The organism is Nocardia arizonensis (genome assembly GCF_001310275.1).
Taxonomy (GTDB): Bacteria; Actinomycetota; Actinomycetes; order Mycobacteriales; family Mycobacteriaceae; genus Nocardia; species Nocardia arizonensis.
Genome location: NZ_LGYZ01000082.1, coordinates 21,615 through 34,497, shown reverse-complemented (window position 1 = coordinate 34,497; position 12,883 = coordinate 21,615). Strand labels below are relative to the sequence as shown.

Sequence of the window (12,883 nt, the reverse complement as noted above, 5' to 3'; positions counted from 1 at the left end):
GGAATTCAGCGTGCCAGTGCCGCGTCGCGGGTGCGCGGGTGCGCGTCGAGTACCGCGCGCAGGGCGGGCTGTTCGGCCGACAGTTCGAGGTAGGCGTCGAGTGCGGACTGTCCCTGCGTCATGGCCTGATCCAATTTAGCGGCGAGGTGATTGTTCCAGCGGTGATACAGGGTCAGCAGTAACCCCTCCGGCCCGCCGAAGAGTCGGTCGAGGTCGGGTAGGTCCGCGAACAGGTCGGGTCGGGCCGGGTCGACCGCGGCCCGGTCGAGCACGGTGTGCACGATTGCGGAACGGGCGTGGAGATCTTCCCATGACATGGCATGGCCTCCCGTGAGATGACGGTGCGACGTGAGTGACGCTGCGGTTCACGCTACGGTCGCTCCGGGGTGGCTGTCGTCGTGCCGTGGACGCGATTCGATCTCCTACCGGGGTAGGAGTGCCCGCCCGCTCCGGGGACGATGCGTCGCGGCGGTCGCGGCGGCTAGCCTGGGAACATGGATGTGATCCACGCCATCGGCTCGCCGCCGAGCGCCGTCGCGGCGGTGCCGTTCCGCGAGCGGGGGACCATCCGTGACCGGTTCGCGGCCTTCATTCGTCATCCGATCGCGGTCGTGCGGACGAATCTGGAAGAACTGCCCTTCGACTATCCCCCTTCGGTGATGATCAGCGCCGACGCCGCGCTGATCATCGTGGTGGGCGGGGCGATGATCCAGCGCCACGACTACTTTCCGACGGTGTTGCCGTTGGCGGCGGCGATGTTGGTCTTCGTGTCGGTGCCGATGTTCTGCTTCTTCGGTCTGACCCCGAGTCCGATCCTGCTGGCCGCCTCGGGACTCGGCGCCACCGCGATCTTCCTCTTACAGCCGGTCTCGGCGGATTTCGCCCCGTTCGTGCTGGTGGTGGTCGTCGGCGAGGTCGCGGCCATCGTGGCCAAACGATGGAGCGCGCTGTTCGCCGTGCTCGCGATGCTGGAGTTGGTCGCCTTCGACGCCGCCGGATACCTGTACTGGAATACCGACGGGCACCGGTTGCAGGGCATCCAGATGTACACCATCGGCGTCGCACTCGGCTGGCTGGTCGGGGTCATGTTGCAGTACCAGCGCAGATTCCTCTATCAGGAGCGCGAGAGTCAGGCCATTCGCGCGACGCGGGCCGCCGACGAGGAGCGCGGGCGCATCGCGCGCGAGGTGCACGATGTCATCGCGCATTCGCTGAGCGTGACCCTGCTGCATCTCACCGCCGCCCGGCACGCCTTGCAGACCGACCGCGACGTCGACGACGCGGTGGAGGCGCTGGTGGACGCCGAACGGCTCGGCAGGCAGGCCATGGCCGACATTCGGCGCACCATCGGGCTGCTCGACAACGGACAGCCGTCCAAACACGCGCCCGAACCCGGCCTCGGCGATATCGACGACTTGGTGACCGACGTGGTGCGCGCCGGTCTCGATGTGCGCAGCAGCCGAACCGGCGATGTCGGGGCGGTCTCGCCCGCGGTCGGACTGGCGCTGTACCGCATCGCCCAGGAGTCGCTGGCCAATGTCGTCAAACACGCGCCGGGCGCGAGCGTCACGGTGCGACTTGTCGTCGACGCGGGCAGCGCGCGGCTCTCGGTCGACAACACCCTGCCGCAACCGCCGCCGCGCGAGCGCCCGGGTGGAATCGGCGGCAATGGCATGGGGCTCGACGGCATGCGGCAGCGCGCGGAACTGCTCGGCGGCGCCATCAACGCCGGTCCCTACGACGACGGATGGTCGGTGCGCGCCGAATTCCCGATCGGATCGCACCGCGGCATGCCGTCGTGTCCGCTGCCCGGATTGATCAATGGGGTCTCGACGGCATTACGCGACGGCGCGCGGATCACGTCCGCGGCCACCGCCAGGGAGGGGATGTGACGACGTCCGCGGGCGGCGAGGACACCATCGCCGTGCTCGTCGTCGACGATCAGGAACTCGTGCGCGGCGGACTGCGGCGCATCCTGCGCCGTCGCGACGGATTCGTGGTCGGCGAATGCGCCGACGGCGACGAGGTGGCGGCGGCGGTCGCCGCCGAGCGTCCCGACGTGGTGCTGATGGACCTGCGGATGAAACGCGTGGGGGGTATCGACGCCACGCGGGCGCTGCGCGCGGGCATCGGCGCGCCGCCGGTGCTGGTGCTCACCACCTTCGACGACGACCAACTGCTCTCGGGCGCGCTGCGCGCAGGCGCCGCGGGATTCATCCTCAAGGATTCGCCTGCCGAAGACCTGATCCGCGCGGTGCGCACGGTCGCCGCGGGCGGGGCATGGCTCGACCCGTCGGTCACCGGCCGGGTGCTCTCGGCCTACCGCAGCGTGCGCCCGGCCACGTCACCGGCCGACAGCCGACTCGGTGAACTCACCGCCCGCGAATACGAGGTGCTCGAACTCATCGGCCGCGGGCGCAGCAACTCCGAGATCGCCGCGCGGCTCGGCATCTCCGAGGTCACCGTGAAAAGCCATGTCGGACATATATTCGGCAAGCTCGATCTGCGAGATCGAGCGACCGCGATCGTCTTTGCGTTTGACCACGGGGTGGTCGCACCGGGAGAATCCATTGTTTGACGGGTAGGTCCGGGATCGTACGTCGCCGCCCGCGGAATGGAGGACGCACGGGGTGGACGGACCTGGATGGAGGGTCGGTAGCCGGTTCGGGCCGTATGAGCTGCGATCACTACTCGGCCGCGGCGGTATGGGCGAGGTCTACAAGGCGTACGACACGGTCAAGGACCGCATGGTCGCGATCAAACTGCTGCCGGAAGAGTACGCCCAGGATCCGGCGTATCAAGTGCGCTTCCGGCGCGAATCGCAGGCCGCCGCCCGCCTCGCCGAACCGCACATCATCCCCATTCACGACTGGGGCGTGATCGACGGTGTGCTTTTCATCGACATGCGCTTGGTCTCCGGTGTGGATCTGCGTTCGATACTGCGCACCAAGGGGCCGATCGCACCGGAACGCGCGCTCGGCATCATCGAGCAGATCGCGGCCGCGCTCGACGCCGCGCACGCCGACGGTCTCGTGCACCGCGATGTGAAGCCCGCGAATATCCTGGTCGGCGAGTCCGATTTCGCCTATCTCGCCGATTTCGGCATCGCCCACCTCGAGGGCGACGCCGCGGTGACCCAGGTCGGCATGACGGTCGGTTCCTACATCTACATGGCGCCGGAGCGCTTCGACGTCGGCCAGGTCACCGCGCGCGCCGATATCTACTCGCTGACCTGCGTCCTGCACGAATGCCTCACCGGGACAACGCCGTTCCCGGCCTCGGGAATGAACGCGCTGATCCGGGCGCATCTGACGGAACCTCCGCCGCGTCCGAGCCTGCGTCGTCCCGGGATCGCGCCGGCGATGGACGAGGTCGTCGCCCGCGGTATGGCCAAGAATCCGGCCGACCGGTACCCCACGGCGACCGCGCTGGCCCAGGCGGCGCGCGCGGCGTCGACCGCCGTGGTTCCCACCGGGCCGACCTTCGTGGTGCGCACGCCCGACCCGTCACGCTTCGGCAAGACCGAGGCCGCGCCCGCGAGCTCGATCATCCCGCCGGAGTCCACCGGCGAACTGTCGATCATCCCCACCGCGGCGACCGCGGTGCATCCCAGCGAGCTCCAGTTCATCCCGCTGCCCACCGCGCAGCAGGATCCCGCGCCCGTGCCGGTACGCCCGTTCCCCGACGCGCACCTGTATTCGGAGCAACAGCGCTACGACGAGGCCCATCGGACCCAGGTGCCACCGGTCATCTCCGGGCCGTACCCGCCGCAGAGCGGGCCGATGGGCGCGGTGGCGCCGCCGACCCAGATGTACGGCGGTCCCGAATCACCGACGGCCGCGCCGCCGATCGTCTCGCACGCCGAGCCCGCTCCGGCGACCGAGAAATACGATTTCGCGCCGGATCCGTCGACGATGACGCAGCGCTTCGAACCTGTCGCCGCGCCTCTCGACGCATATGCGTCCTACGACGCGGGGGCACAAGATCACGGCGGCGCACCAGGTTTCGGCGTGGCGGGCGGATTCGCCGCGGAGACCAAGCGCTACGACGGAGGGCACGCGCCGGGATACGGCCAGGTGGCACAGGGCCATGCACCGGCGTCGGATGGTTACGACGCCGGTCCGGGGCAGTACGGGACCGAGACCAGCAGGTACGACGGTGCGGTACACCAGGCTCCCGCGGCATACGGCTACGAACCCGGCACACCGGAGTACGGTGCGCCGGGCGACCAGTTCGGCGTACGAACCCAGCGCTACGACTCGGCCCGGCATCCGGGACCCGCGCCGCAGGGGTACGCCGAGGATGCGGGATATGCCGCCGCGCAAGCGTATTCGGACTACCATCCCGAATCCGCCGGTCCGGGCGGGTACGCGCCGGACGGGTACGCCCAACAGCCCGAATACGGATACGAATCGGGCGGCTACGGATACGAGCAGTACGCCGAGGACTACGGCGACGCGGGCTCGCAGCCGCCCGCGCGGCGGTCGATCGTCGCGCCGATCCTGATCGCGGTTGCGGTCATCGTGGTGATCGCGGTCGGCGGCGCGGTCGGGTGGACAATGCTGCGTTCGGGGCAGCAGGATTCCGGGATCGAGGATCAGGCCGGTCCGGTCGCGACCGCCGCGGTTCCAAGGGGCGCCACCACCCCCGGCGGGTCGACCGCCGCGTCGCCCACCACAACCAGCGCCGCGACCACCTCCGCCGCACTGCCCGCGGGCGCCAAGTCGTGCTCCACCGGGCGGGCCGTGCCGGGGTCGTTCACCCAGTCCGCGACGGGCAGCGAGGTCACCAGTTGTCCCTTCGCCGAAGCGGTGCGTCAGGCATACGCCGAATCCGCGGCCGCCACCTCCTCGCGCTCGCCCCGGTCGGTCGTGGCGACCAGCCCGGTCACCGGGCGTACCTACACGATGAACTGCGTGCCGGAGGGGCAGATGGTCACCTGCACCGGCGGCGAGAACGCGGTGGTCTACATCTACTGAGGTGCGCGAGCGGGCCGTGTCGGAGACGGGGACGCGGCGGTGCGCGGATGGACGGCGGTCGGCGGTCGCGTGTAGCGTGCCCGCACCGAGTACGGTTGCCCGTTACCGTACCGACCCGGGAACGTGGGGAGCTACGAAACAGTGATGCGCCAGGTCATGTCTCATAGTGTTGGTCGGGTAGCCCTCGGTGTGCTCGCCCTGCTGCTCACGGCCTCGTGCGGCGCCGATGCCGGCGAGAGCGGCTCGGCGGCCGAGACGACGAGCATCACCCAGGCGGCGGCGGTCTCCGAACCGCGGCTGTCGCTGACCCTGCCCGGCACGCTGGCGGCCGGGTTCCAGGAGCTACAGGGCACCCTGCGGGGGCACTACGGTATGGCGATCATGCCGGTCGGCGGCACCAAGATGGTCACCTTCGGCGACTGGACCACCGGTCCGGCCTGGTCGACCATGAAGGTGCCGTTGACCATCGCGGCCATTCGCGGCGGCGCCTCGACCGGCGGTGACGCGGCCACCGCGGCCATCACCGAATCCGACAATGCCGCCGCCGACGTGCTGTGGCAGGCGCTGGGTTCCGGCCAGACCGCGGCCGCGGCCGTCGAGGCGGTGCTGCGCGACGGCGGCGACGCCGAGACCGTGGTGCCCGCCACTCGCGTCCGTGCCGAACATTCGGCCTTCGGCCAAGCGCAATGGTCGCTGGCGGAACAGGTTCGGTTCGCCTCGCGATTACCGTGCATGGTACAGAGCGCGCCGGTGATCAAACTGATGGAACAGATCGTGCCGAGTCACCGATGGGGTCTCGGCGCGTTCTCCGGTGCGGAATTCAAGGGCGGATGGGGACCCGACACCTCCGGCAAGTACCTGGTGCGCCAGTTCGGGCTCATCTCGACGCCGTCCGGGCAGATCGCCATCGCCTTTGCGGCGCAACCGGATTCGGGTGCGTTCAGCGATGGTATGAATGCATTGGACAAGATGGCTTCCCTGATCTCCGAACACCTCGGCGAACTGGCCGCGGGCAAGTGTTCGCCGTGAGGTCGCGCTCGGAATGACCACATCCGCGAGGTGGAGGTAACGGGGTGGATGACGCGGATTCGCGGGTCGGCGCCCGTTTCGGGCCCTACGAGCTGCGATCGCTGCTCGGCCGGGGCGGAATGGGCGAGGTATACGAGGCGTTCGACACGGTGAAGGGCCGGGTCGTCGCGGTGAAGCTGCTACCGGCGGAACTGGCGAAGGATCCGGTGTTCCAGCAGCGTTTCCGGCGCGAGTCGCAGGCCGCGGCCCGCCTTGCCGAACCGCACATCATCCCGATCCACGACTGGGGCGAGATCGACGGTGTGCTCTACATCGATATGCGGTTGGTGCGCGGCGACGACCTGCGTTCGGTGCTGCGCGGCAAGGGCCCGTTGAGCCCGGTGCGCGCGGTGGCCGTCATCGAGCAGATCGCGGCGGCTCTCGACGCCGCGCACGCCGAGGGCTTGGTGCACCGGGATGTGAAACCCGCCAACATCCTGGTCACGCCTTCGGATTTCGCCTATCTCGCCGATTTCGGCATCGCGCGCTCGGTGGGCGACCCCAGCCTGACCGATACCGGCGCGGCCGTCGGCTCCTACAGCTACATCGCCCCCGAACGACTGGACTCCGCCCCCATCTCCGGCACCGCCGACGTCTACTCCCTGGCCTGTGTGCTCTACGAATGCCTCACCGGCTCCCAGCCCTTCCCCGCCTCCGCCCTGAGTGTGCTCATCCGCGCCCACCTCACCACTCCGCCCCCGCGCCCGAGCATCGGTCGCTTCGGCCTACCGCAGGCACTCGACGGCGTCATCGCCCGTGGCATGGCCAAGGATCCGGCCGACCGCTACCCCACGGCCTCCGCCCTCGCCGCCGCCGCCCGCGCCGCCCTGACCGCCCCGCCACCGGACACCGCCAACCCTCCGCGCTCCGCCCCGCCAACCGTCGTCTTCCCCGCCGTCGACCCCGCCGCCGATCCGCCCACCGGCGACGACTCGACCACTCGCCGAATCCCCGCGTCGGACCCCGCCCGCCGAATCCCCGTCGCTCGCCCTTCGGCCGACCCCGACCCCGACGCCCGCTCCGCCGCCCCCACCCTCGACCTGGGCACCGGCTCCGGCGGCCCACCGCGCGGCGCGGTGGCCGAATCGAATCCGCGACCGATCGCCGGGGCAGGTGGCGGCGGGGCGAGAAGTCGTCCCGCGACGAGTCGGGCGGCGTCGCCCGGTGGCGCGGGTGAATCGAATCCGCGACTTGTCGCCGGTGCGCCCGCTGTCGATCCGAGTGCGCTCGGTTCGGACGCCGGACGGGCGGCCTCGGCTCCGACCGTCGACCTTGGGGCGGTCGGGTCCGATACCGGCGCTCGGTCCGGCCCGACGCCGAGGACCGATCCGGGTGCGGTCGGCTCGGATTCCGGTGGGCGGTCCGCCTCCGCCCCGACCGCCCACTTCGAGGCGTCGGGTACCGGAACACGCGGGGGGACCGGCATACCCCGTGGCACTCGGCCGATGGTCGATCCGGGCCAGGGCGGTGGGCGGCCCGACGCGGTGACCGTCGACCTCGACGCCGCCCGGACCGGGCCACCGGTGCGACCGCCCGACGACCGCGCCGCGGCCGCCCGGCGACCCGCGCCGCGCAAACAGGCGCAGGCGAGGATCGCGCGGCCCGGGGCGGGCGGACAGCTCGGTCCTCGGCCGAACTACCGGCGCGTCGATGAGACCGCGGTCACCCTGGAACGGTCCGCGCTGATGGGACCACCGCCCGCGCCGAAATCCCGGCGCGGACTCTGGGTGCTCGCCGTGCTCGTGGTCGCGGCGTCGATCGCGGGCGGGGTCGGGTGGGCGGTGCGGGACGCGCGGCACACGGCGCCGTCGACGCAGCCGAGTGTCGGGTTCCGGCTGCCCGACGGTGCGCGCACCTGCACCACGACCCAACCGGCCGCGGGCCGGTTCAGCGTGTCGGCTGTCGGTACGGCGGTGACCAGCTGCCCGTTCGCCGAGGAGGTGCGCACGGCCTACGGCGCGACCGGGGACGCGGAGGTCGGCGAACAACGCGAGGTGACCGCGACGAGTCCGGTCAACGATCGCGAATACACCATGCGCTGCACCCGGGGAACCGACTACGTGACCTGCACGGGCGGCGAGAACGCCGTGGTCTACCTCTACTGAACACGAACGCCGGTCCGGTTTCGCTGTGCCGCACCGGCGTCGACACTGAAGGAGTCGACATCCATCCACTGACACGATCCGGGGAGCAACGGTGAGCGCAGCTGGTAACCCAAGGTTCACGGGGGCGCGGGCCCCGGGGTACGCCGGACCCGGCAAGATATCGGGCATGCGCATCGGAGTCTTGACCGGAGGCGGGGACTGTCCGGGACTGAACGCGGTCATCCGCGCGGTCGTTCGCACGGCGAACGGACGCTACGGAGACGCTGTCGTCGGATTCGAGGACGGCTGGCGCGGCTTACTCGAGGATCGCAAGATCCAGATACTCAACGACGATCGCACCGATCGGCTGCTCACCAAGGGCGGCACCATCCTCGGCACCGCGCGCACCAATCCCGACGTCCTGCGCAATGGCCTGTCCCGCATCAAACAGACACTCGACGACAACGGCATCGACGCACTCATACCGATCGGCGGCGAGGGCACACTGACGGCCGCGAGCTGGCTGTCCGACGAGGGCGTGCCGGTGGTCGGCGTGCCCAAGACCATCGACAACGACATCGATTGCACCGACGTGACTTTCGGCCACGACACCGCGCTGAGCATCGCCAGCGAGGCCATCGACCGGCTGCACACCACCGCCGAATCCCATCAGCGCGTCATGCTTGTCGAGGTCATGGGCAGGCACGCGGGTTGGATCGCGGTCAACGCCGGTATGGCGGCGGGCGCGCATCTGACCCTGGTGCCCGAGGTGCCCTTCGACGTGGACGAGGTCTGCACCATGATCAAGCGCCGGTTCCAGCGCGGCGACAAGCATTTCATCTGCGTGGTCGCCGAGGGTTCGCATCCGGCCCCCGATTCCGGTTTCGCGCTGCGCGAGGGCGGTATCGATGAATTCGGGCACGAGCGGTTCACCGGTGTCGCCCAGCAACTCGGGGCCGAGATCGAGCGCCGCATCGGCAAGGAAGTGCGCACCACCGTACTCGGGCACGTGCAGCGCGGCGGCAGCCCCACCCCCTACGATCGCGTGCTGGCGACCCGTTTCGGTCTGCACGCGGCGGAAGCGGTGCACGCGGGCCGATTCGGGCAGATGGTCGCGCTGCACGGCACGAACATCGATCTCGTTCCGCTGTCGGAGGCCACCAAACAGCTCAAACGTGTTCCTGAATCGCGATACAGCGAGGCCGAAGCGTTCTTCGGTTGAGCCCGAAGGGTTTACGCTGTCGGCCATGCCACGCATCGAAATCGAGGATCTGCCCGTCGATTCGGCCGATGTCCTGCGTCGACGCGCCCGGGTGGCCGGTATGCCCGTGACCGAATACCTGCGCGCGGAACTGATCGCCCGCGCCCGCACCAGGGTGCCGGACGACGCGGTCGTGGAATTCCTCGCGACGCAGGGCCGCGAACTCTGCTGCGAATGGGACGCCGACGCGGTGGCGCTGGTGGACACCTACGACCTGCCGGTCGAAGCGTTGGATCGCTACGGTCGCCGGGCGGGGGCGACGGGTCTGTCCCTGGGCGAGTACGTGCGCGGCCAGCTCATCAGTCTGGCCCGCCGGACCAGCGTGGACGACGCGCTGGAGGAGTTCCGGGAGGCGCGGCGTCGCGACCCGAACCTGGTCGTGGACATGGAGGCGATCGAAGCCTCCATCCGCTACGTCCACGGCGAATAGCGTTCGGAGCCGAATCATCCTCGCGGCGCGGGCGCGCGCGACCGTCGGTGGACGCGGTTGGGCGCCCGCGTCGGTACCGTGGCGGACATGCGCACCGGACGACTGATCGCGTCGATACTGTCTCTGGTGGCCGTCGCGGTGGTGGCGGCCTGTTCCTCGGATGCCGACCCGCCCGAGCCGACGACCGGCGACTGGCACGGGTCCATCCTGATCCCGGACCATCCGCTCGGGATCGGCGTGACCTTCACCGCCGAGCACACCGCGACCATCGACATTCCGTCGCAGGGTATGACGGGCGTGGCGCTGAAGGACGTCCGAACCGACCGCGGCGGTGTCGAATTCGCGATTCCGGACATACCGGGTGATCCGGTCTTCAAGGGCCGCTACGAATCCGACCGCATCACCGGCGATTTCACCCAGTCGGGGCAGAGTTACCCGACCACGCTCGAGCGCGGCAAGATCGCCGGTCCGGCGCGGCCGCAGGAGCCGAAACCGCCGTTCCCGTATCGCTCCGAGGACGTCACCTACCGCAGCGGTGACATCACCGTCGCGGGCACGCTGACCACGCCGCAGGGCCCGGGTCCGTTCCCCGCGGTGCTCATGATCACCGGCAGCGGCGCGCAGAACCGCGACGAGGAGCTCATGGGGCACAAGCCCTTCCTGCTGCTGGCCGACACCATGACCCGCGCCGGATACGCCGTGCTGCGCACCGACGACCGCGGCGTCGGCGGCACCGGCGGCGATCTCGGCCAGGCGAGCTATCCCATGCTGGCGGGCGATGCCGCCGCCGGTGTGCGGTTCCTGCGCGACCGCGGCGATATCGACCCGGCCCGGGTCGGACTGTTCGGCCACAGCGAGGGCGGCTATCTGGCCCCCTTGGTCGCCTCGGCGCCCGACAGCGGCGTTGCCTTCGTGATCCTCATGGCCGGTCCCGCCGTGCCGGGCGGTGACGTGCTGATCGAACAGACCCGGGTGATCATGGCCGCCGATGGGGCGAGCCAGGAGGACATCGACCGGGAAGTCGCCACGAGCACCGAGATGGTGCGGCTGCTGAAGGCCGGTGACATCGAGGGCGCCAAGGCGTTCCTCGAGCGCGCCAACGCCGAAGCGTCGCCGGACGAGCGGGTGCCCGACGAACAGGTCGACGCGCAGATCACCCCGTATTTCACGGCATTGATCACCTACGATCCGACCGCCGCGCTGTCCGCGTTGCGCGTTCCGGTGCTCGCCTTCTTCGGCGACAAGGACCTTCAGGTCCTCGCGACCCAGAACGAGGGGCCGACGCGGACCCTGCTCGCCGCCGACCCGGACGCGACCGTGCGCACCTTCGCGGGCCTGAACCATCTCATGCAGCCCACCGCGACCGGCAAACCCAGCGAGTACGCCGGCAACGAGATCACCCTCGCGCCGGAGGTGCTCACCACCGTCACCGATTGGCTCACCCAGCGTTTCCCGCCGAGGTAGGCGCCCGCGGCGGACCGTGACCGGCCCGGAGGTCGGCGCGGTCCGCCGCCGGGACTTACCTAGACTGATGCGTATGAGCGCACCCACGGTCGAGTTGATGGACTACGCCGATGTCATCGCCCGGTACGAGCCGGTGCTCGGCATGGAGGTCCACGTCGAGCTGTCCACGGCGACCAAGATGTTCTGCGGTTGCCCGACCGAGTTCGGCGCCGAGCCGAATACCCAGGTGTGCCCGGTCTGTCTCGGCCTGCCCGGTTCGCTGCCGGTGGTGAACGAGCGGGCCGTGGAGTCGGCGATCCGCATCGGACTCGCGCTCAACTGTTCGATCACCCCGTGGGGTCGTTTCGCGCGCAAGAACTACTTCTATCCTGATCAGCCGAAGAACTACCAGATCAGCCAGTACGACGAACCGATCGCCACCAACGGTCACCTCGACGTCGTCCTCGACGACGGCAGCGTCTTCCGGGTGGACATCGAGCGCGCGCACATGGAGGAGGACACCGGTAAGTCGCTGCACGTGGGCGGCGCGACCGGGCGCATCCACGGCGCGAGCCACTCGCTGCTCGACTACAACCGCGCCGGCGTGCCGCTCATCGAGATCGTCACCAAGCCGATCACCGGCACGGGTGAACGCGCGCCCGAGGTGGCGCGCGCCTACGTCACCGCGCTGCGCGAGGTGCTGCGTTCGCTGGCCGTCTCCGATGTGAAGATGGAGCAGGGCTCGCTGCGCTGCGATGCCAATGTCTCGCTGATGCCGGTGGGCGCGAGCGTATTCGGCACCCGCACCGAGACCAAGAACGTGAACTCGCTCAGGAGCGTCGAGGTCGCCGTGCGCTACGAAATGCGCAGGCAGGGTGCGATACTCGCGGCGGGCGGCACGATCGTGCAGGAGACGAGGCACTTCCACGAGGCCGACGGCTCCACCTCGCCCGGTCGCCGCAAGGAGACCGCCGAGGACTACCGCTACTTCCCCGAGCCCGATCTGGAACCGGTCGCGCCGTCGGCCGATCTGGTCGAGTCCCTTCGCGCCACCATTCCCGAATACCCGTGGTTGCGGCGCGCGCGCATCCAGTCCGACTGGGGTCTGTCCGACGAGGTCATGCGCGACCTGGTGAACGCGGGCGCGCTGGACCTGATCATCGCCACCGTCGACGCGGGCGCGCCCGCGAACGAGGCGCGCTCCTGGTGGGTCGCCTACCTCACCGAGAAGGCCAAGGAACGCGAGGTCGCCCTCGACGAACTGCCCATCACCCCCGCCCAGGTCGCCGAGGTCATCGCGTTGGTCGAGGCCAAGACCGTGAACAACAAGGTCGCCAAGCAGGTCGTCGATCTGGTCCTTGCGGGTGAGGGCGAGCCGGGCGCGATCGTCGAGTCCAAGGGCCTCGGCATGGTCAGCGACGAGAGCGCCCTGCAAGCCGAGGTCGAGAAGGCGCTGGCCGCCAATCCCGATATCGCCGAGAAGATCCGCTCCGGCAAGGTGCAGGCCGCGGGCAAGATCGTCGGCGATGTCATGAAGGCCACCCGTGGCCAGGCCGACGCCGCCCGAGTCCGCGAACTCGTCCTGGCCGCCTGCGCGTGACCTCCGGTCCCGACCGCC

10 protein-coding genes are annotated in these 12,883 nt (G+C 69.9%); 9 read left to right on the top strand and 1 reads right to left on the bottom strand.

All coding sequences use genetic code 11. The annotated features are described in order from the left end of the window. Positions 1-5: 5 nt before the first annotated feature. On the bottom strand, positions 6-317 hold the full coding sequence (locus APZ21_RS17910) for a hypothetical protein (RefSeq protein WP_054814475.1): 312 nt from the start codon (positions 315-317) through the stop codon (positions 6-8). Between the two features lie 177 nt (positions 318-494). Here APZ21_RS17910 and APZ21_RS17905 point away from each other — a divergent pair, with 177 nt between their 5' ends. The 9 genes from APZ21_RS17905 (at position 495) to gatB (ending at position 12,865) form a co-directional block, all read left to right on the top strand. Then, positions 495-1,892 carry a sensor histidine kinase gene (locus tag APZ21_RS17905; protein WP_082393211.1) on the top strand — a complete coding sequence of 466 codons (1,398 nt, stop codon included), beginning with the start codon at positions 495-497 and terminating at the stop codon, positions 1,890-1,892. A 32-nt stretch (positions 1,893-1,924) separates the two neighbouring features. Further along, positions 1,925-2,578: a response regulator gene (locus tag APZ21_RS17900; RefSeq protein WP_054814505.1), complete on the top strand. Its 654-nt coding sequence runs from the start codon at positions 1,925-1,927 to the stop codon at positions 2,576-2,578. A gap of 52 nt (positions 2,579-2,630) precedes the next feature. Further along, positions 2,631-4,979 carry a serine/threonine-protein kinase gene (locus APZ21_RS36360; protein WP_371852287.1) on the top strand — a complete coding sequence of 783 codons (2,349 nt, stop codon included), beginning with the start codon at positions 2,631-2,633 and terminating at the stop codon, positions 4,977-4,979. A 156-nt stretch (positions 4,980-5,135) separates the two neighbouring features. Beyond that, complete coding sequence (locus APZ21_RS17890) at positions 5,136-6,008, top strand: class A beta-lactamase-related serine hydrolase (RefSeq protein WP_239476693.1); 873 nt, start codon at positions 5,136-5,138, stop codon at positions 6,006-6,008. Positions 6,009-6,052: 44 nt separating this feature from the next. Next, positions 6,053-8,152 (top strand): serine/threonine-protein kinase, encoded by a 2,100-nt coding sequence (locus APZ21_RS36355; protein WP_371852286.1) that lies wholly within the window; start codon positions 6,053-6,055, stop codon positions 8,150-8,152. Positions 8,153-8,318: 166 nt separating this feature from the next. Beyond that, on the top strand, positions 8,319-9,353 hold the full coding sequence (locus tag APZ21_RS17880) for an ATP-dependent 6-phosphofructokinase (protein WP_054814473.1): 1,035 nt from the start codon (positions 8,319-8,321) through the stop codon (positions 9,351-9,353). Between the two features lie 25 nt (positions 9,354-9,378). Then, on the top strand, positions 9,379-9,822 hold the full coding sequence (locus APZ21_RS17875) for a hypothetical protein (protein ID WP_054814472.1): 444 nt from the start codon (positions 9,379-9,381) through the stop codon (positions 9,820-9,822). 87 nt (positions 9,823-9,909) lie between these two features. After that, on the top strand, positions 9,910-11,286 hold the full coding sequence (locus APZ21_RS17870; protein ID WP_054814503.1) for an alpha/beta hydrolase family protein: 1,377 nt from the start codon (positions 9,910-9,912) through the stop codon (positions 11,284-11,286). A 73-nt stretch (positions 11,287-11,359) separates the two neighbouring features. Continuing rightward, positions 11,360-12,865 (top strand): Asp-tRNA(Asn)/Glu-tRNA(Gln) amidotransferase subunit GatB, encoded by a 1,506-nt coding sequence (gatB, locus tag APZ21_RS17865; RefSeq protein ID WP_054814502.1) that lies wholly within the window; start codon positions 11,360-11,362, stop codon positions 12,863-12,865. Positions 12,866-12,883: the final 18 nt, after the last annotated feature.